Origin of the sequence: Balneicella halophila (assembly GCF_003096835.1) — a bacterium.
GTDB lineage: Bacteria > Bacteroidota > Bacteroidia > Bacteroidales > Balneicellaceae > Balneicella > Balneicella halophila.
Genome location: NZ_QENZ01000003.1, coordinates 275,387 through 296,585 on the forward strand (window position 1 = coordinate 275,387; position 21,199 = coordinate 296,585).

19 protein-coding genes and 1 tRNA gene are annotated in these 21,199 nt (G+C 35.9%); 7 read left to right on the plus strand and 13 right to left on the minus strand.

The genetic code is table 11. The features are described from left to right. Positions 1–25 precede the first annotated feature (25 nt). The gene (locus C7377_RS01270) at positions 26–1,432 is read left to right on the plus strand and encodes an NfeD family protein (protein WP_116495531.1); all 1,407 of its coding nucleotides are present in this window, start codon (positions 26–28) and stop codon (positions 1,430–1,432) included. Here the strand turns inward: C7377_RS01270 and kdsB are convergent. The 12 genes from kdsB to C7377_RS01330 form a co-directional block, all read right to left on the minus strand. Next, a complete protein-coding gene (kdsB, locus tag C7377_RS01275) occupies positions 1,429–2,181 on the minus strand; it encodes a 3-deoxy-manno-octulosonate cytidylyltransferase (RefSeq protein WP_116495532.1) in 753 nt (250 codons plus the stop codon). The two genes, C7377_RS01270 and kdsB, sit on opposite strands and share 4 nt — an antisense overlap. A gap of 2 nt (positions 2,182–2,183) precedes the next feature. Next, a complete protein-coding gene (locus C7377_RS01280; RefSeq protein ID WP_116495533.1) occupies positions 2,184–2,663 on the minus strand; it encodes a methylglyoxal synthase in 480 nt (159 codons plus the stop codon). 14 nt (positions 2,664–2,677) lie between these two features. Beyond that, on the minus strand, positions 2,678–4,711 hold the full coding sequence (locus C7377_RS01285; protein ID WP_116495534.1) for a protein-disulfide reductase DsbD family protein: 2,034 nt from the start codon (positions 4,709–4,711) through the stop codon (positions 2,678–2,680). A gap of 180 nt (positions 4,712–4,891) precedes the next feature. Continuing rightward, positions 4,892–6,259 (minus strand): TlpA family protein disulfide reductase, encoded by a 1,368-nt coding sequence (locus C7377_RS01290; RefSeq protein WP_165806822.1) that lies wholly within the window; start codon positions 6,257–6,259, stop codon positions 4,892–4,894. 48 nt (positions 6,260–6,307) lie between these two features. Further along, the gene (locus tag C7377_RS01295) at positions 6,308–6,916 is read right to left on the minus strand and encodes an L-threonylcarbamoyladenylate synthase (protein WP_116495536.1); all 609 of its coding nucleotides are present in this window, start codon (positions 6,914–6,916) and stop codon (positions 6,308–6,310) included. Between the two features lie 12 nt (positions 6,917–6,928). After that, complete coding sequence (gene fsa / locus C7377_RS01300) at positions 6,929–7,585, minus strand: fructose-6-phosphate aldolase (protein ID WP_116495537.1); 657 nt, start codon at positions 7,583–7,585, stop codon at positions 6,929–6,931. Positions 7,586–7,644: 59 nt separating this feature from the next. Then, complete coding sequence (locus C7377_RS01305) at positions 7,645–8,898, minus strand: exo-beta-N-acetylmuramidase NamZ family protein (RefSeq protein ID WP_116495538.1); 1,254 nt, start codon at positions 8,896–8,898, stop codon at positions 7,645–7,647. Next, entirely contained in the window at positions 8,885–9,787 is a 903-nt protein-coding gene (locus tag C7377_RS01310; protein WP_116495539.1) for an energy transducer TonB, read from the minus strand. The genes C7377_RS01305 and C7377_RS01310 overlap by 14 nt, the downstream gene beginning before the upstream one ends. A 118-nt stretch (positions 9,788–9,905) precedes the next feature. Next, positions 9,906–10,493: a hypothetical protein gene (locus C7377_RS01315; protein ID WP_116495540.1), complete on the minus strand. Its 588-nt coding sequence runs from the start codon at positions 10,491–10,493 to the stop codon at positions 9,906–9,908. Next, positions 10,493–11,938 carry an RNA polymerase factor sigma-54 gene (rpoN, locus tag C7377_RS01320; protein ID WP_116495541.1) on the minus strand — a complete coding sequence of 482 codons (1,446 nt, stop codon included), beginning with the start codon at positions 11,936–11,938 and terminating at the stop codon, positions 10,493–10,495. The genes C7377_RS01315 and rpoN overlap by 1 nt, the downstream gene beginning before the upstream one ends. A gap of 25 nt (positions 11,939–11,963) precedes the next feature. Beyond that, positions 11,964–13,400: an asparagine--tRNA ligase gene (asnS, locus tag C7377_RS01325; RefSeq protein WP_116495542.1), complete on the minus strand. Its 1,437-nt coding sequence runs from the start codon at positions 13,398–13,400 to the stop codon at positions 11,964–11,966. A gap of 133 nt (positions 13,401–13,533) precedes the next feature. Continuing rightward, a tRNA-Val gene (locus C7377_RS01330) sits at positions 13,534–13,608 on the minus strand. A 210-nt stretch (positions 13,609–13,818) separates the two neighbouring features. Between C7377_RS01330 and C7377_RS01335 the strand changes: the two genes are divergently transcribed. Beyond that, positions 13,819–14,706, plus strand: a complete 888-nt coding sequence (locus C7377_RS01335; protein WP_116495543.1) for an alpha/beta hydrolase — start codon at positions 13,819–13,821, stop codon at positions 14,704–14,706. 4 nt (positions 14,707–14,710) lie between these two features. Here C7377_RS01335 and recO read toward each other — a convergent pair whose 3' ends face one another. Then, on the minus strand, positions 14,711–15,469 hold the full coding sequence (gene recO, locus C7377_RS01340; RefSeq protein ID WP_116495544.1) for a DNA repair protein RecO: 759 nt from the start codon (positions 15,467–15,469) through the stop codon (positions 14,711–14,713). Between the two features lie 62 nt (positions 15,470–15,531). On the opposite strand from recO, the gene C7377_RS01345 reads away from it, so the two are divergent. The 5 genes from C7377_RS01345 to C7377_RS01365 all read left to right on the plus strand — a co-directional run bounded on the left by C7377_RS01345 (position 15,532) and on the right by C7377_RS01365 (position 21,187). Then, complete coding sequence (locus tag C7377_RS01345) at positions 15,532–18,135, plus strand: valine--tRNA ligase (protein ID WP_116495545.1); 2,604 nt, start codon at positions 15,532–15,534, stop codon at positions 18,133–18,135. 119 nt (positions 18,136–18,254) lie between these two features. After that, a complete protein-coding gene (locus C7377_RS01350) occupies positions 18,255–18,641 on the plus strand; it encodes an RNA-binding S4 domain-containing protein (protein ID WP_116495546.1) in 387 nt (128 codons plus the stop codon). A gap of 12 nt (positions 18,642–18,653) precedes the next feature. Then, positions 18,654–19,199 (plus strand): DUF4924 family protein, encoded by a 546-nt coding sequence (locus C7377_RS01355; RefSeq protein ID WP_116495547.1) that lies wholly within the window; start codon positions 18,654–18,656, stop codon positions 19,197–19,199. An 8-nt stretch (positions 19,200–19,207) separates the two neighbouring features. Beyond that, positions 19,208–20,131 carry a DMT family transporter gene (locus C7377_RS01360; protein WP_116495548.1) on the plus strand — a complete coding sequence of 308 codons (924 nt, stop codon included), beginning with the start codon at positions 19,208–19,210 and terminating at the stop codon, positions 20,129–20,131. Between the two features lie 12 nt (positions 20,132–20,143). Then, positions 20,144–21,187 carry a hypothetical protein gene (locus tag C7377_RS01365; protein ID WP_116495549.1) on the plus strand — a complete coding sequence of 348 codons (1,044 nt, stop codon included), beginning with the start codon at positions 20,144–20,146 and terminating at the stop codon, positions 21,185–21,187. Positions 21,188–21,199: the final 12 nt, after the last annotated feature.

Here is a 21,199-nt window from a genome sequence, read left to right on the forward strand (position 1 = left end):
AAGGTCTCTTTAGCAATCATAAACTATGATACGTTCTATCCTATATATCTTACTTTTATTTATTAGTTTGTCTAATGCGCTCTGGGCACAAGAGAGAGCAGATTCTAAAAAAAAGCAAAAAGTATATCAGTTTGAACTCAATGATGAGATAGGCCCGGGAAGTTGGAGAAAAATGCAACAAGCACTTGCCGAAGCAAAAACAGAAAATGCCGATATTTTCTTAATTCATATGAATACCTACGGGGGTGCTTTAGTAGCCGCAGATTCTATGCGTACTGCTATTTTGCAATATCCCATTCCTACTTATGTATTTATTGATAACAACGCGGCCTCAGCCGGTGCATTGATTTCTATAGCCTGTGATAGTATTTATATGAGACCCGGGGCAAATATTGGAGCAGCAACAGTGGTTAATGGTACTGATGGACAGGCTATGCCAGACAAATACCAATCGTATATGCGCTCTATGATGCGAGCAACTGCAGAGGCTCACGGAGGTGATACGATCAATAAAAATGGAAAACAGATTATAAAATGGCGTCGTAACCCTGCTATTGCAGAAGCTATGGTTGATGACCGACTCGCAGTTCCTAATGTTATTGACTCAGGAAAGACACTCACTTTTACTACTAACGAAGCCATTCTTCATGGATTTTGCGAGGCGAAAGCTGAATCTGTTGAAGAAATTTTACAAAGAGCTAATGTTATCAATTATGAAATTAAAAATTATGAACCTACGGCATTACAAAATATTATTAGTTTTTTAGTGAATCCAATACTCCAATCAGTATTGATAATGCTACTCATTGGGGGAATATGGTTTGAGTTACAATCGCCAGGTATCGGCTTTCCTTTAGCGGTAGCAGGTCTTGCTGCTCTGCTGTATTTTATGCCTCTCATTTTAGAAGGTCTTGCAGCCTACTGGGAAATTGCTTTATTTATACTTGGAGTTATCTTACTCTTGGTAGAATTTCTAATTATTCCAGGGTTTGGAGTACCCGGAATTATAGGAAGTATTCTTATTTTTATAGGATTGGTTCTAAGTATGGTTGATACTTTAGATTTTGACTTTAACCCTACGCAATCTTACAACGCTTTATTGCAAGCGGTCTTCCAAATTTCTATATCTTTTATTGTTTTTATGGCTATTGCCTTTACGTTTGGAAGTACATTTTTTAGAACAAAAGCTTTTCAAAGAATAGCCTTAAATACACAAATGAAAAATGACGCAGGCTATATCAGTACAAAAAATAGTCTGCGTAACTATATCGGAAAAGAAGGAATTGTTTTCTCCGATTTACGACCTTCAGGAAGCATTGAAGTAGATGGTGAATATCTCGATGCCGTCGCTATATCAGGTCTTATTCCAAAAGGAGAAAAAATTATCGTTAAAAAATATACCATGGGGCAACTTTACGTTGAAGAAGTCTAGGCGTTATTTTTTTGTTTGTTTACCCGTTTGAGATCGTCTGGAGTATCTATTCCAATAGACTCATGCGTCGTTTCTAAAACAATAACAGTAAACCCTTCCTCTAACCAACGAAGTTGCTCTAAGGACTCTAACTTCTCAATTTCTCCTTCAGGAAGTTCCACAATTTGATTAAGTACCTCCTTGCGGTAAGCATACATTCCAATATGTTTTAAGTATTTATGCTCCTCCACCCAGTCGTCTTTAAAAGCATCACGGCAATATGGAATAACTGAACGGCTAAAATATAAAGCTTGTCTTTTCTTCCCGCGTACCACTTTCACGATATTGGCACTAAAAAGGTCTTCCGTTTCCTTTATTCTTTTACCAAAAGTAGCGATATCAATATTTTCATCTGTTCCAAAAACTTCAAACAATGCTTTTATTTGGTCTGGATGAATGAAAGGCTCATCACCTTGTACATTTATGACAACATCAAATTGCATTCCGTGATCACTCTCAGCAATATGTGCTGCCTCTCTGCATCTTTCTGTACCATTGGAGTGCTCGCCAGTTAAGACAACTTTTCCACCAAACTCTTCAACCGCCTTAACGATACGTTCATCATCTGTAGCAACTAGTACAGGATAATCTGTTTTAATAGCTTGCTCATACGTATGCTGAATCATAGGCTTGTCATTTATCAATGCCAATGGTTTCCCGGGAAACCGAGTAGAATCGTAACGTGCTGGAATGATAACAAGTGGTTGCATATCTATTTATTTATATCTATTTTTCTTGAAAGATAATCTTGGTAATTTTTGCGTTCGGGGTTATAATCCTCATGAAATAATGGAGAAGAAATAATGAAGTCTGCTGTAGCCTTATTGGTCGCAGTTGGTATATTATATAAGGAAGCAATACGTAGAAGAGCTTTTACATCAACATCATGTGGCTGTGGTTCCATAGGATCCCAAAGAAAAATCATCACATCAACTTTCTCCTCTGCTATCAAAGCCCCCATTTGTTGATCCCCTCCTAATGGTCCTGATTTTAGTCTAATCACTTCAGGTGCCTTTTCGTCATATTTTTCACATTTTTTCTCTAACGCTTCTTCTACTACAAGCCCTGTAGTTCCTGTACACACCATAGTGTGGGGAATCAATTCATACCAATTAAACAATACCCAGTCTTTCAAATCTTGCTTTCGATTATCATGAGCAACAAGAGCTATCGTTTTTTTGCGCTTTTCCATCTTATCCGATTTACTTATTTTAAGGTACTCTTATTCTTAAATGATTCTAACCCACAATTTAGGAAAGTTTCAAAATCCTCATGATCAGATGTGTATCCAATTGGTTGCGTTAATAATGTTTTTCCATCATAATCCATCAACACATAAAATGGTTGTGAATTGGAATTAAAGTAGGCTGTCTGGAAATGTGCCCATTTATGACCATAATTTTCTAACAATCGCTTACCTCCATTAATCCGGTTGACATAGACCTGTTCTGTCTCAGGGAGATCTCGCTTATCATCAATATGTAATGAAATCAATACGTATTCATTCCTGATTATTTTATCAACGGAACTAACTGACCAAACATGTTCCTCCATTTTTCTACAATTTACACAAGCGAAGCCTGTAAAGTCTAAAAGTACTGGCTTATTTGCACTTTTCGCATAAGCTAATCCGTCTTTTAAATTATCAAAACATTGTAAGTTGTTTGGACAATGCTTTGGATGGAAAATACTATAACCAACTGGTGGTGCCAATCCACTCAATATCTTCAATGGAGGATAGCTCTGCTTCTCTTCACTATAGAAAAGTCCTGATACTAAATAAACTGTAAATGCAGCCGTAATAAGACCTAAAGTTATTCTTGTGGCAGATAGTTTTTTTAATTTGGAATCGTGTGGAAAACGAATAACACCAAATAAATACAATGCCATAGCTGCAAAAATTATTATCCAAAGCACCAAGAACGTTTCAATCTTCAAAATTCCCCAATTCTTAACTAAGTCTGCATTGGATAGGAACTTTAGGGCTAAAGCCAATTCTAAGAATCCAAGAACTACCTTTACGGTATTTAGCCAACCTCCGGATTTTGGCATTTTATTGAGCCAATTTGGGAACATGGCAAAAAGCGCAAATGGTAAACCTAACGCGACTCCGAAACCTGCCATTCCTGAGGTTAATTGCCAAGCACCGCCATCAGATGATAGAGATCCTGCCAAAAGTGAGCCTAAGATAGGTCCTGTACAAGAAAAAGACACTAATGCCAAAGTCAATGCCATAAAGAAGATCCCAATAATTCCCCCTGCTCCCTCAGCACTTGACGTTTTTGCCATCCAACTGTTTGGCAACGTCAATTCATAATAGCCAAAGAATGAAAATGCAAAGAATATGAAGATGACAAAAAATGCAATATTTAACCATATATTTGTTGAAATATCATTTAGAATGTCCGGATTAATAGTATCCAACAAATGGAATGGAATACTCAATAAAAGATATACTAAGAGAATAAAAAATCCATATAAAATAGCATTTCTTGTCCCATTTCCTTTTGCACTCTGTTTCGTAAAAAAACTTACTGTTAAAGGAATCATAGGAAAAACGCAGGGTGTGAGTAAAGCAATCAGTCCACCAAGAAATCCTAAAATAAAAATCGTCCAAATTCCCTGATCTTCTTCATCTAACTGCGAATCATCTGTAATACCACAATTCTTATCAGTTCTCATGATATCTCCTGGTACCATTCCATAAAGCTCCATGTTGACCTTTTCGGCATCAATGACGATATCATCTTCGGATTCATTTTCAGCAACAGTGGCTGCTTCTTCTGATAATGTGAAGAGAAACTCTTCTTCAGTTGGCGGAGTACATTGAGTATCATCACAAGACATAAAACGAACAAAACCTTTTATCGGTTTGTTAATGTCTAAAACCTTTATTTTTTGTGTAAAAACAGCCTGATCATGAAACTTAGTCAATTCCATGTCAAAGATATCATCATGCTTTGTTTCTCTGTTGTTTTCTGATTCAATGGTCTTACCTATCAGTTCGAAACTCTCAGAATCTTCGAAATTGAAAGTAGTAGGTATTGGACCTCCTTCATCTATATGTTGCGAATACATTGAAGAACCTTCGTCTATGTTAGCATAAAAGATTAACTCGTATTCATTGTCAGATATTTTTTTGCTATCAAACTCCCAAGAAACGGGATTATACATTTGTGCAAAGACAGTGAAGGCTGTTACAAATAATAAGCTTGCTAAAAATCCTATTTTTTTTATCATCTCTTAATTGTTTACATTTTTTTACACACACCAAGTATATGTCTAAACTACTACCATTCTCAATTTGCAAATATAATTATAAAGTTTAGAGAACACATAAAAAAATTCAAACACTGCGGATAATAAAAATAGGCAAAGCCGAAGCCTTGCCTATTTCATAAGTGCTATGAGATAGTGTGATTATTTTTTTAACCACTCATCTAATAATGTTCTGATTTCATCTGTTGATGGTCTTGGTGCATCAGCAGTGATGATATTTCCCTCTTTGTCTAACAATATAAAACGAGGGATACCATTAATCTTATAATCTTGAACTAATGAGGATTTCCAAGCTTCTTTTGCATGTAGCTGAATACCTTTCAAATCTTGATCTTTGACCATCTTTTCCCAATCATTTTTCTTCTCATCAATAGAAATACTCACAAAGTGTACTGCTTTATTATGATAGTCTTTTTCTAGTTGCTTTAGGAAAGGAATTTCTCTCTTACATGGTCCGCACCAAGTTGCCCATACATCGATATAAACGAGTTTTCCTTTAAGATCATCTAATGAAACATCTTTCCCATTAATATTTGGATAGGTGAATTTTGGAGAAGGCTTACCTTCTGAAAGCTCACTTGCTGATGATAAAAACTTATCAACGTCTTTAATTACATCTTCATCAGAAGTTAGTGACTTAATTCTATCAGCTTCTGCTTTAGCGTCTTTAGCCCCTAAACTCAATCCTTGTGATAAACTCCTAGCCATATCTGTCTTTAAAGACTCTATTCCTGCACCTTTAACTTCATTTAAAACCTCATCTCTATCATTAGCATCATCATAATATCTGTTGATAAAATGAGAAAGTACTAATTGCTTGTATATGCCTATTTCATTATAATCCTTTTCATTATCATATGTCAAGCTTTCTAAAGGTTTTGTGATTGATTCTGGTGCTTCATAATCTTCTTTTTTAGTCACATAAGCATGATATTCAGGATATAAAGAAAGGTTATATAGGTAGTCATACTCGATGGTTTTCTTTTCTAGTTCTATAAATTTTTCTGGTAAATTCTTTGTAGAATCTAGTCTTTTAGTTTCCTCTTCATTCATTGATTTCATTGTTTCCAAGAATTTATCTTCTTCCATACCGAAAATACCTTGAAAACCGCCTAATTTGGCAACTTTTTCTCTAGATGCTTTATTTTTATCTGCTAGATATTTGTTTACAGCTACGGCTTTACCATCAGAAAAAGAAAGAGGATTTTCTGAATTAGAAATATCAACAGTCACATTTAGATTGTCGCCTTGCTCTAAATACATCGGTAGGTTTGCTCTCCCGATTTGCAGTGTGTAGTAGCCCGTTTTTATAGGTTGTAAAGTATCAGCAAAGGTACCATCCTCTTTAACCTCAATCACTTGTGAGAAGTCATAAGCTCCTCTGACTCTGATTTCTTTTAGTCCAGATACATTTTCCAATTTACCTGAAAGCACCGTATAGTCGGGTGCTTCTTTAGTACAAGCTACAATAACTAAAGTTGCAATAGCTATCCACAATAATTTTTTCATAATTTTCATTTTTATAATAATATTCAATAATTTTTCAAAGTTACAGTTTTATTTTAATTCACCCATGCCTTGTCTTTCAATGTTAAAGGGTTGCTCTGTACAGTTCACTATTGTAGAGGCAACATTCTTCCCATATCCTCCGTTTATAACCATCTCCACTTGATTTCCATATTTTTCATAAATCAGTTCGGGATCAGTAGTATATTCTACGACCATATCTTCATCTTTTATGGAAGTAGTAACTAACGGGTTTCCTAACGTCTCAGCAATAGTGAGAATAATTTCGTTGTTTGGGATACGAATTCCTATCTCTGTCCTTTTCCCGCCAAGCTTTTTCTGCATTGCTCTATTCGTTGGTAGTATAAAAGTGAAAGCTCCTGGCAGATTTCTCTTTAAAAGTTTGAATACTTCATCATCTAAACGAACATAATCGGACAATTGGCTGATACTGCTCCCTATAATTGAAAAGAAAGCTTTGTCTGCTTTGATTCCTTTTAATTGAGCCATCTTTTTGATAGCTTTGGGTTGCATCATATCACAGCCGAGAGCGTAAATAGTATCCGTAGGATAGACAATAACGCCTCCGCCTTTCAGCACTTTGACAACTTGATCAATAACTTGCTGGTCCGGATTCTTTTCGTATAGCCTAATAAACATTTCTTATAAAATTTATCCGTTAAGTTTCTTATGGTCAGCAAGAAACTGTGCCAATCCACTGTCTGTCAATGGATGCTTTAATAAGCCTTTAATTGCTGAAAGCGGGCAAGTTGCTACGTCTGCACCAATCTTTGCACATTCTACAATGTGCATCGTATGACGTACTGAAGCCGCTAAAATCTCAGTATCATAGGTATAGTTATCAAAAACTTCACGAATCTCCTCAATTAAGAGCAATCCATCTGCAGAAATGTCATCTAAACGCCCAATAAATGGCGATACATAAGTTGCACCTGCTTTTGCAGCCAACAATGCTTGTCCTGCTGAGAATATTAAAGTACAGTTAGTACGGATTCCCTTAGAAGTTAAATATTTAATCGCTTTTATACCATCAAGAGTTACCGGAACTTTCACAACAATTTGTTCATGTAATTTTGCTAACGCTTCTCCTTCTTTAATCATTCCTTCATAATCAGTGGCAATGACCTCTGCACTCACATCACCATCTACAATATTACAAATATCTATGTAGTGTTTGTTGCAAGCTTCTTCACCTTTTATACCCTCCTTTGCCATAAGCGAAGGGTTGGTGGTAACGCCATCCAACACGCCTAATTGTTGTGCCTCTTTAATTTGCTCTAAGTTTGCTGTGTCTAAAAAAAACTTCATATTTCCTTTTATTATTTAATGTTTATTTCTTTTTATCTCTTGATTCTCAAAAGTATAACCTATTCTTTAAAATCTGGGTATAATAAGTATTTTTTTCTTTTATTTTTAAATATAACTAAATCTTCTCGCCAGCTTTCTCTAATTTGATCCTCTCTCCAGCCGTATCGGATCTGTTCTCTCAACATAGATGTGCCTGAAAGCAATTCAAAATTCGTTTTAAAGAAAAGATTCTTCAACCGACTTTTTTTATAAGCTCTCATCAACCATTGTAGTTCTAATTTATCCAATCTCCTGGGGAAATGCCTTAGATTTTCTCCATAGCACCTTATTCCCTTATGCTTAGGATGTTGCGCTCCTGCTGTTGGTTCAGGAATAAACATATAATTAAAATCTCTAGAATCTAAATATGGACTCCCATAGATTTCGAATGGTGTATTGGTACCTCTGCCAATGCTCACATTCGTTTGCTCAAATAAACATAACGATGGATATAGATTTACAGACTGGGCTGTGGGAAGATTTGGTGAAGGTTTAATCGGCAGTTTATAGTTGGTCTTATGTGTCCATCCCTTTAGTTCTACAATAGTCAATTCGCAAGAAAGAGTGTCAGGAAGCCAATGTTCTCCTTCTATCATTAATGCATATTCCCCTATAGTCATTCCATATATGATAGGTACAGGATGCATTCCGATAAAAGATTGGAATTCTTTCTCCATAACAGGACCATCTACATAATGACCATTGGGATTTGGTCGATCTAGAACTATCAAAGGGATAGAGTTCTCTGCACATGCTTCCATTACATAATGTAAAGTAGAAATATAAGTGTAGAATCGAACTCCCACATCTTGGATATCAAAGACAACTACGTCAATGTTTTCTAATTGTTTCGCTTGTGGCTTCTTGTATTTGCCATGCAGAGAATAAATCGGCAAGCCCGTTTTAGTATCTATCCTATTTTTAATATTCGCTCCAGCATCATGTTCTCCCCTAAAACCATGTTCAGGTGCAAATATTGACTTAACTTCTATTTCCTCACTCAGCAAATAATCTACTATATGTAGTTCACCTACAACACTATCTTGTTCATTAAATAATCGTAAAACTCCCGTATGATTAGTAACTACAGCTACATTCTTATCTTGTAATAAAGGTAAATAGGCTTCGGTATTTTCAGCACCAACTTTTACTATTTTTTTAGTAGTTACTCTCTTTTCTTTGTCATCCTTACTTATTTTCTTACCATTACAGTTTCCCAGTAGAATCAGTAAACTTATAATAAGTGTCGAAATTTTCAGCTTATTCATCATCATATTTCAATTTAAATTCAATAGGAACCTGATACCAAACGCTTACCTTCTTTCCATTCAGTTCTCCCGGTTTGAATCTTGGCAATTTTTTTACTGCTCGAACTGAAGCTTTTTCCAAGCTATTGCAGACGCCTCTTAAAGTTACAACTTCTCCTATACTTCCATCCTTTTCTACAACGAATTTTAATTTTACGGTTCCTTCTATCCCTTTATCTTTTACTGTTGAAGGATATGTTATTTTTTGTGCTATTTTTCTTAAAATTCCCTTATCTCCTCCTTTAAAATGAGGCATCTCCCTTTTTTTAGGATTTTTGTCTATCAATACATTGATTAGGCTGTCATTTCTATATAATGCTTTGTATTCAAGATTTTTCAGACTATCATACCTTTCTTTATAACCGTCCTTCTTTCCTGCCTTATAATTTGTAATAACTCTTTCATTCTTTGTTTGAAAAGTCCAAGCACCTTCTTTTTTATCATTGATAAATGTACCTGCTTTTCTAGGTTTTCCATTATTTTTATGAGAATAATATCTCCAAACTCCTTGTTTCTTTCCTAAATGATACTCACCTTTCACCCAAATATTTCCATTATCATACCATTCCGTGTAGGAACCGTGTTCCGTTGATAGGTAGGTATTGTGATATTCAATCTCGTGGGTTTTGACCAATTTATCGGGATTTATAATCTTCTTGACCAATACACTGTCCGCTCGTTTTTCTATGATATAGATATAATCTATGTATATAAGTTGGGCATCCTTAGTAAAAAAGGGCTTATACTTTTGTATCAGTTTCTTTTGTTTAGGACTAAATGATGTTTCCTGCGCACAGACATCTTGAACTAATGTAATCGTAACTGCTAAAATTAGGGCATGGAGTAGTAATCGCATCTTATAAATTTTAAGTTCAATCACTTCAAAGATACTAAAATCATAACTACATTATTTCCTAAACACTAAATTATTCTATAAGAAAAATAAACAATTCGTATCGTTCCTAAAAACTCTCCTACAGAAAATAACCAATAAAGAAACTGACTCCTAAGCAAAATCCTGCATAGACTTGCATAGAATTATGTGCTTGTAGCCAAAGTCTAGAAGTACCTAAAAGTCCTGCCAAGAAGATAACGAATAAGGGTAGCCAAGAATAAAAGGAAAAAACAAACACAATGGCTAACATGCCACCAACAGCTGCCATATGCAAACTTATTTTCCAAAATCTAGTAATAATTATCAGTATCAATAAAAAAACTGTGAGCGCGAAAAACATTTTGGAAAATAAATGAGGGAGGCTTGCCACTTTAGCCATCAACTGGTAACAGATATAATACATAAACGCACCAAACAATAACGGTAGTGTTCTTTCCTTTCGATTTCTTATCTTCATTGAACTAACGACACCTTTAATTCGAAGAAATGCTACAAAAAGAAACGGCATGAAGCAGGTGAGAACAAAAACAGTTCCTAAAATAATAAATGATGCTTTCCCTGGCAATAAACCACCCAAGGGTGTAGCTAAAAGCATTACCAAGACCGCATAGAAAGGCATGAGCAAGGGATGCAACAGCACGGAAACAATGCTTGCAATACGAGTCATTACAATTCTTTCCTTAAGCGGGCAATAGGAATTCCTAAATTTTCTCTATACTTTGCAACAGTACGGCGTGCAATCAAATAAGACTTTTCCTGTAAAATTTCTGCCAATTTTTCATCGGTAAGTGGCTTTCTTTTATCTTCACCATCTACACAATCTTGTAATATTCTCTTGATTTCACGTGTTGATACTTCTTCACCAGACTCTGTCATCATTGATTCAGAAAAGAAATATTTTAGTGGAAATACACCAAAGTGTGTTTGTACATACTTTGAATTTGATACTCGCGATATGGTTGAAATATCTAAATCTGTATCTTCAGCAATATCTTTCAAAATCATTGGCTTTAGCATTTTCTCATCACCATCAATGAAAAATTTCTCTTGGCGAATCATAATAGCATTCATGACCGAAATGAGTGTCTGCTGACGTTGGCGTACAGCATCTACAAACCATTTAGCTGCGTTAATCTTTTGTTTAACAAAAACAGCAGCATCTTTCTTTGCTTTCCCGTCTTTTTTGGAGCCTCTCAACACATCTTTATATTGCTCACTAACTCTCAATTCTGGAACATTTCGTGCATTGAGTGACATTTTAAGCTCTCCATCATGCATTTCTATAATGAAATCAGGAGTTATGTAGGCTGCACCCTGAGTAGAACTTTGAGAATATGCGCTTCCAGGCTTGGGATTTAATCGAGTTATTTCCTCAACAATATCGCGCAATTCATCACGTGACACTTCCAGTTTTTTAATTAATTTTTGGTAGTTCTTTTTTGTAAATAGATCAAAATAATTCGTAATAATCTGGAGTGCTTTATCTTGCTCATCCGTCCTATCCTTTATTTTCTTAAGTTGTAAAGCCAAACACTCTTGCAAGTTTCGAGCACCAACTCCTGGTGGGTCAAAGTCCTGAACAACAAGCAATAAACGCTCTAAGGTTTTGATATCTACATCTACATTTGCTGCAAAGACTAGATCGTCAACAATAGCGTCTAATTCTCTGCGTAGGTAACCATCTTCATCAATATTGCCTACAATGAATTCTGCAATCTTACGCTCCTCTTCGCTCAACTGGATACGTAAACCGAGCTGGCGCTCTAAATGTTCATGAAAACTCTCTCCCCTCGAGAAAGGAATGTCTTCATATTTGTCATCAGATGAGTAATTATTGGCTCGCAAGCGATAAGAAGGCATCTCATCCTCATCTTCAATATAATCATCTATACTAAATTCCTCGTTCTCCGCAGGATTCTCATCCTGTTCTTCATTTTGTTGCTCATCTTTATTAGTATATTCATCTTGTTCCTCCAATAAAGGATTTTCCTCTAACTCCTTTTTTACCCTTTGTTCAAATTGTAAAGTAGGAAGTTCCAACAATTTCACTATTTGAATTTGTTGGGGGGAAAGCTTTTGTTGCAGCTTCAGCTGCTGTACCTGTTTGAGCATCTAGTTTATCTCCTCTATCTATATATTAAAATCTTGCATTTTTAGGTGTTCTTGGGAATGGTATTACATCTCGAATATTGCCCATGCCTGTTACAAACAACACCATGCGCTCGAATCCTAAGCCAAACCCACTATGAACCACTGTACCAAAACGGCGAGTATCTAAATACCAGCTCATTTCTTCTTTAGGAATATTCATCTCATCCATACGTTGTTCCAGTTTGTCTAATCGCTCCTCTCGCTGTGAACCTCCTATGACTTCTCCAATCTGTGGGAAAAGTACATCCATAGCCGCTACCGTTTTTCCATCATCGTTTTGTCGCATATAAAATGCTTTGATATCCTTTGGATAATCATAAATAATTACTGGTTTTTGAAACTTCTTCTCCACTAGATAGCGTTCATGCTCTGATTGTAAATCTACTCCCCATTCATCAATAGGATATTGGAAACGTTTCTTTTTATTTGGTTTTGAGTTCCTCAATATATTAAAAGCCTCTGTATAGCTTATTTTCTCAAAATCATTTTCAACGACAAATCGAAGCTTTTCAATCAATTCCATGGATTGATCTTCTTGCTTCATTACTTTCTCTTCTTCCTGAAGTCTTTTACTTAAAAACTCCAAGTCTTCCATACAATTATCAAGGACATAATTAATAATGGATTTTGTAAAATCCTCAGCTAACTCCATGTCATCTTGCAAATCATAGAAAGCCATCTCAGGCTCTATCATCCAAAACTCTGCTAAATGCCGTGTCGTATTGGAATTCTCAGCTCTAAAAGTGGGACCAAATGTATATATTTTACCTAAAGCAGTAGCTGCCAACTCTCCCTCTAACTGTCCTGAAACCGTAAGGTTTGTTTCTTTTCCAAAGAAGTCTTCACTATAATCTATCTTTCCATCTTCCGTACGAGGCGGATTTTCTGCATCAAGTGTAGTAACACGAAACATTTCTCCAGCACCCTCAGCATCAGATGCAGTTATAATTGGACTATGAAAATAATAAAATCCATTTTTATTAAAATAATTGTGAATAGCGTATGAAACTGCATGACGAATGCGAAATACAGCACCAAAAGTTGCAGTTCTGAAACGCAAATGTGCATTCTCTCGTAAAAATTCTAAAGAGTGTTTTTTTGGTTGTATCGGATACTCATCAGGATCACAAGTTCCTAATACTGTTATTTTGTCGGCTTGTAATTCTATATTTTGAGTTCCAGAGGATGCAACAATCTTTCCCTCAACTTCCAGCGATGCTCCAGAGGTAATTTGTTTTAACAAATCCTCTTCAAATTTCGGATGATCTGCTACGACTTGCAAGTTTTGAAAAGTAGACCCGTCATTTAAAGCTATAAATGATAAATGTTTATTCCCACGGCGAGTGCGTACCCAGCCTCTAAGCGTGACTTCCTCATCTACTTTTGATTTGGCAAGAATCTCCTTAATCGTTATTCCTCTCATCGTTCTTTTTTCCTTGTTTGTAATTAACACACAAAAATAGCAAATAATAACATACAGTGGTACAATTATTGAGAAAGGATGTGGATTTTTTTAATAAAAAAAGACTGGCTAAATACCAGTCTTTAAATTAGTGTGGGCGAAGAGGGATTCGAACCCCCGACCCCCTGGGTGTAAACCAGGTGCTCTGAACCAACTGAGCTATTCGCCCCAATTGCGTGTGCAAATGTAGTATATTTTATTTATTCTACAAATCCATCTATTAAAAATTTTCATTTTTTGTAAAAACAACTGCAATATTACCTCAAAGAAAAGGAATGATGACCTCTCGGTTAAACTACTGCTAACTTACTGTTAACTCGTATTTTAGGAAGGATTTCTTGATTATTTTCGTAGCAGTAAAACAAAAAAGCCTTTGACAATGAGAAGCGCCTATATTTTACTCGTCCTTTTCAACTCTCTTCTCTTTGAGACTTGCTCCATCACACCCACAAATATAAATACAGATCATTCATTTTCTACAGAAGAAAACTTAGCATACGGTAAGGAGGATACACAGACCTTAGACCTTTATATTTCAGAAAATGTAATTGACAGCATACCGATGGTCATTTTAGTACATGGTGGAGCATGGTTTTTCGTAGAAAAAGAAACTTTGAATCCTGTTCAAGAATTTCTTGCAAAAAACAATATCCCGAGTGCCAACATCAATTATCGTTTAAATAAAGGCAACATCACTTATAAAGAACAGTTAGAAGATATTGATTTAGCAGTAAATTACCTAAAAGAAAAAGCGGATAGTCTATCACTTCCATGTCGCTTCATCTTGTTTGGTGAAAGTGCAGGAGCTCACTTGTCGTTGCTTTATGGATATCAAAATCCTGAGTGCGTAGAGAAAATTATTTCATTAGCAGCTCCTACAGACTTTTTTTCAGAGACATATACGGGAAATAGGATTTATCATTGGTACACAAAATACTTTTTCGAACTGGCTACTAGAGGAAAATATTCTGATGATAAATCACTTAATATATTCAAAGAGGCAAGTCCAATTAGCAACGCCTCCAATGTCCCTACACTTATTCTTCAAGGAACAAGCGATAGGGTCGTTGATATGAGTCAAGCTTTATCTTTAGATTCTGTGCTTACCAAAAAAAATGTGCCTCACAAGTTAGTGCTTATGGAAGGTGGTATTCATGTCTCACCCCGTCTGTCTTGGTGGAGAGACAAAGTAATCTACCCTGAGATGCTTTCTTTTTTGAAAAATGACATAAAAAAGGTATCGAAACCAATAACTGCATCTATTTAATAAGCTATCCGAAAACTTCGTGGAGCACCTCCAAACTCTTAAACTTTCCTAAGTCCTGAAAGTGATAGGTATAATATTGGAGCACTTTCTCTAAAAAAGCGTTTCTTTTTTCCCGCGAGAGAGGGATTGCATCACAAGCTACCCACGTTTTATTTTGCAAGGTTTTCCATAATGTGGAATGCCCACTCGTAAGACTATCAATTTCTGAAAATGGGCTAAACTCTCCTTGTGAAATATTCAAATAGGAATGCTCCGCGTCATGTTCCTCTGGCTGAATACCTAAATAAGCTGTTAGTTTTACCAAAAAAGCTAAGTGAAAATTTGTTCCTTTGATGTTTTCATCATCTAGAAAGACAATGGCATCTTTCAAAAAAGAGAATAAGGACTCATCAGCTTCCTGCGCATATTGTAAAACTTTACTCAGTAGCTCCGCTATAAAAAATGCAATACTATTCTTAACTTGATTAAAAGGAATATCTTGGAATAATTTAGATGAAGTGGCACCATTGCCCATATACATTTCCTTTTGTGGTTTATAGTCAATTGGGATTTCGACTAGAGCCAAAGGTTGTAAAAAATGCAGTTTATTTTTGGACTTTCTTGATTTTGATGATTTAAAGATAAAAGACTGACGTCCGTAATCCCTCGTGTAGATGTGAGCAATCATTCCATTATCTCCGTATCGAAAATATCGTAAAACGATGCCTAGCGTCTGCTTCCTCATTCTATCTCTTTGCTTTTTTGCAAAGTTAGGGATTTTCATAGCCTAATTCCCATAGAATCACTATTTTTGCATTTTAAAAGTATCAAAAAAAGGTCTATTTTATGGAAATTCCTGCAAAATATCAACATACAAAAGCAGAAAACAAATGGTATAACTATTGGTTAGACAACCAATTTTTTCACTCTACTCCTGATGAGCGTGAGCCTTACACTATCGTGATACCTCCACCAAACGTAACTGGTGTATTACATATGGGACACATGCTAAATAATACCATACAAGACGTATTGGCAAGAAGAGCGAGAATGGAGGGAAAAAATGTATGTTGGGTTCCAGGGACTGACCATGCATCTATTGCAACAGAGGCTAAAGTTGTCAATAAATTAAGAGAAGAAGGCATTACGAAAGACCAGCTTACTCGCGAATCTTTCATGGAGCATGCATGGGAATGGAAGGAAAAGCATGGAGGCATCATTTTAGAACAATTGAAAAAATTGGGTGCTTCTTGTGATTGGGAGCGTACTCGATTTACAATGGATAAGGAATTGTATGATTCTGTCATAAAAGTATTTATCGATTTATATGAAAAAGGATTGATTTACCGAGGCGTTAGAATGGTAAATTGGGATCCTGTGGCAAAAACAGCTGTTTCTGATGAAGAGGTTATTCATAAGGAGGAACAGTCAAAACTGTATTATCTACGTTATCAAATAGAAGGGGAAGAGGATTATATCACTATTGCAACCACTCGTCCTGAAACTATTCTAGGAGATACGGCAGTCTGTGTAAATCCTAATGATGAGCGTTTTACGAAATATGCAGGAAAAAAATGCATCGTTCCTCTAGTAAATCGAGCAGTACCGATTATCCAAGACGAATATGTAGATATTGAGTTTGGGACCGGTGCTTTGAAGATAACTCCAGCCCATGATGAGAATGACTACGAAATAGGAATGCGTCACAAGTTAGAGACTATTGACATTTTTAATGATAATGGTACATTGAGCGAAGCCGCTGAACTATTTGTAGATAAAGATAGATTTGAAGTAAGAGATTTGATTATTCCTGAGCTTGAAAAAGCGGGTAACCTTGTAAAAATAGAAGACTATACGAATAAAGTAGGCTATTCGGAACGTACCGATGCCGTTATAGAACCGAAATTATCAGCACAATGGTTCCTAAAAATGTCAGAGCTAGCAAAACCTGCATTGGAGCACGTGATGAATGACGATATTAAATTCCATCCTGCAAAATTCAAAAATGTATATCGTCACTGGATGGAAAATATCCGTGACTGGTGCATTTCTCGTCAATTGTGGTGGGGACAGCGTATTCCTGTTTATTATTTCGACAATGGCGAATATGTGGTGGCTTCATCAATCGATGAAGCTCTTCGTAAAGCTGAAGAAAAAACAGGCAAAACCTACACTGAAGCTGACTTATGTCAAGATGAAGATGTTTTGGATACTTGGTTTTCTTCTTGGCTCTGGCCAATTTCTGTTTTCAATGGAATTAATAAACCTGACAATAAAGATATCAATTATTATTATCCTACAAATGATTTAATCACAGGTCCTGATATTATATTCTTTTGGGTGGCACGTATGATTATGGCAGGATTTGAATATCGTAAAGAAATCCCATTCAAAAATGTTTATTTCACAGGAATTGTTCGTGATAGTCAACGTCGTAAAATGTCTAAACAATTAGGAAACTCTCCTGACCCTCTAGATTTGATAAAGGAATATGGTGCAGATGGAGTACGTGTAGGGATATTGTTGAGTGCTCCTGCCGGTGGCGACTTATTATATGAAGACAGTCTTGTAGAGCAAGGAAGAAACTTTACGACAAAGATTTGGAATACATTCCGTTTGGTAAAAAGCTGGAATGCAGAGGATAAATCACAGCCAAAATACGCAGCAACAGCTGTGGCTTGGTTTGAACAAAAATTGGCACAAGAAGCCTCAAAACTAAATGAGCAATTAAAGTCATATCGAATCTCTGAAGCATTAATGACTGCATACACTTTGATACGTGATGATTTTTCATCTTGGTATTTAGAAGCTGTAAAACCACCTTTTGGTGAAGCAATGGATAGAACTACCTATGATGCCAGTGTGAATTTTTTAGAACAGTTAATGCAATTATTACATCCTTTTATGCCTTTCGTAACAGAAGAGGTTTGGCAATTATTACGCGAGCGAGAAGACGGAGAATCGCTAATGGTTACTACTCTACCAAATTATACAAATGAAGATGCATCACTTTTAGAAGATATTCAAGTAGCTCAAGAAGTAGTTACAGCAATTCGTACGATTCGAAAGGATAAAAACATTGGATTTAAGGAAGAGCTGACACTCACAGTTTCTCACGAAATACCTTGCACTGAAGTTATCGAAAAAATGGGGAATATCAGCGAAACTACAGTAACTGGTGAAAAACCTGAACAATCTATAGGGTTCACGGTAAATAACACTTCTTGCTACATTCCTATGACTGGAGCTATTGATATAGAGGCTGAACGTAAAAAGATTACCGAAGAACTGGATTATACCAAGGGGTTCTTGAACAGTGTAACTAAGAAATTGAGCAACGAGCGCTTTGTAAATAACGCACCAGAGAAGGTGGTGGCGATAGAACAGAAGAAAAAAGCTGATGCAGAGGCAAAAATTGCAGAGCTAGAAGCTCAGTTAAAAGCGTTGTAAGCATAATTGTCATTTTGAACATTGTGAAAAATCTCAAATTAGTTGACATGCCGTAAGATACTTCGCTATCTTTGAACATGACATTGTAAATACAAGGTATTAAAATAGAAAGTGGAACAATGAGTGAAATTGACAAAATACGTGTTGATAAGTGGTTGTGGGCTGTTCGTATCTTCAAAACTCGAAGTCAAGCAGCTGAAGCTTGCAAGAAACGCCATGTATTTATCAATGGAGAAATTGCGAAACCTTCAAGAGAAGTTCAAGAAGGAGACATCGTAGGTGTAAAACGTGCTCCTATTACCTATGAATACAAAGTATTAGCCATTAGTGGGAAACGTATGGGAGCTAAACTCACTCCTGATTTTGTAAAAGATGTAACACCACAAGAGCAATTGGATTTATTAGAAGCTACGAAAACAAGAGGTTTTGAATATCGTGACAGAGGTCTGGGGCGTCCTACAAAACAAGAAAGACGGATGATTGAAAAGTTAAAAGGTTTAAAATAATATCTCAAGAAAATGCTCATAGCACAAGAAAAAAAGAAAGAAAATTTAGCTGAATACATTTTGTATATGTGGCAAGTTGAGGATTTCATCCGAGCCTGTAAATTTGATATGAATTGTATCGAAAAGCAACGTGTAAATCCGTTTGACGTTTCAGGAGATCTTAAAAAACAAATTTACGATTGGTATGAGAATCTCCTAATAATGATGCAAAAGGAGAAAATTCAGAAAAAAGGACATTTACAGATTTTAAAGAACAATGTGGACGAACTCACTGAACTTCATTTTGCCCTATTGCACAAAAAACATGATCCACAATACCGACAACTCTTTACCTCGGCAGCACAGACACTTTTAGAGATGCGACAAAATAGCAAAGCAGATGATGAAACGAGCGATATCGAAATAGCTCTAACCACACTTTATGGAGTTTTGTTGCTACGTCTGTCAGGTAAAGGAGTCAGTAAAGAAACGATGCAAGGCATCCACCCCCTTAGTAGGTTACTAGCCTATTTATCTAAAGCTTACAAAGAAGTTGAAGAGGAATTATCAAAAAAATAACTGTTTATATGAAAAGATTCTTACCCATCATACTTTTACTAATAATTTCATTAGCCTGGGGAGCATCCTTCTCGGTAAGATTCGAGGCTCTAAAAGCTTATTCAGACACGCAAGTTGCACTTTTCCAAATCTTCGGAGCAGGAATCTTTTTCCTTCCATTAATGTGGAAAACTGCAAAAAAACTTAGCAGAGAGAATTTTCCCATCTTATTCCTATCTGGATTTTTAGGGAATGTACTCACTTCTGTATTTTATGCACTAGCACAGTCTCGCACAGATGTTTCCGTAACAAGCATTCTAAGTGCACTGGGACCCATCGTTGTTTTTATAGAGGGCATATTAATCTACAAACAACGGTTCTCGCTGAGTGCTTTACTCGCCTTGTTATTAGGGTTACTGGGAGTTTGCATATTAATATTTGGAGATTCCATAGCATTTAATATTGACCCTTTCTCATTAAGTTTCCAGGAGAGTTTATCCTTTCAAAACACTTCCTTGTTGGGAATATTTTATGTACTCATGGCGGTAATAGCAGGTTCAAGTAATATTGTTTTGATTGGATATGCCATGCCTAAACTATCAGGAACTGAAATTGCTACGATTACATTCATGATTTTTGGTCCCATAGCTTTTGTTTTTCTACTGGGAACAAACTTCAGCAGTGCATTAGAAAGCGAGGCGTTCGCACATAGTAGTTGGATGCTTGTCTTATTGGCATTTATTACATTTATAGGTACGGTTGGATTTAACGAACTCATTAAACGCTCATCTCCGCTACTAGCCTCATTATCAACGTATCTTATTTTATTTATTGGAGTTGCTATGGGTGTATTTCTGACAGGTAGCGAATTCGAATGGAAACACTTTTGGTCTATTATTTGTATCTTTATCGGAGTATATTGGATAAACAAACCACAAGTATCCAATTCATAAGCGGATTACATCATGAAAAAGCTCATCGGAATACTACTCGTACTTTGCAGTATCACAGTAACCAATGCAAAAGAAGAAACTATCACTAAAACTATTGATGCTACAGGAATAGAAATTCTAAAGATTGATAGCAAGTATGGTAAAATTATCATTGAAAATTGGGATAAGCAAGAAATTGCTATAGAAGCCATCATAAGTGCCCAGAGCAAGAAAGAAGAAACGATGGAGAAAATGCTGAGAAATGTCAGCGTAAAAATTAATGATAAAGGAAACTACTTAGATGTAAGTACTAATTTCGGCACTTTTTTTTCTTTTATTAAATTTTCAAACAAACTATTTAATAATGGTGATTTTTCTATCGATTATTATATCAAAATGCCTAATAATATTTCGTTAGATATTTCATTGCACAATGGAGATATTATTCTGTATGAAAGAGATGCTGATGTAAGACTAAATCATAGCTCTGGCTATATTTCCTCACAAACAATCCACGGAAAAAGCTCTTTTGAACTAAAAGACAGTCATCTGAAAATAAGCCAAGTAGGTGATTTATCTTTTAATACAAGAAACAGCAGTTTAATGATTGAAAAGGCAAACTTGCTAAAAGGGGAAAGTTATAATTCGAAATTAGAAATTGGCGAAGTTGGCACTTTTGATGCGAAATCGATGAGAGATGAATTTAATCTAAGACAGGCATCACAAATTATTGTAAACAGTACGCTCACAGACATTGTCGTTGATAGATTGGACATGTCAGGAATTTTAAATCCTGACTATGGTTCTGTGACGATAAAAGAAATAACTCCTAATTTTGACGAATTGAAGATGAATAGCAAGGGAGCTCAAGTCTCAGTGTTTTTAGGAGACACGCCAGCAAATATAGCGATTAGTCATCATTCTTCTACTAAGATGCTAATTCCTGAAAATCTTGGGATAAATATGAGGTTCGGGGAAACTCAAAAGGATTTTATTACTACTGGAACTATTGGCGACCCCACAGCCCCCAGCCAAATCCTTATTAATGCTAGAGGGGGCAGTCTTCAATTGCAATAAAAACTCTCTTAT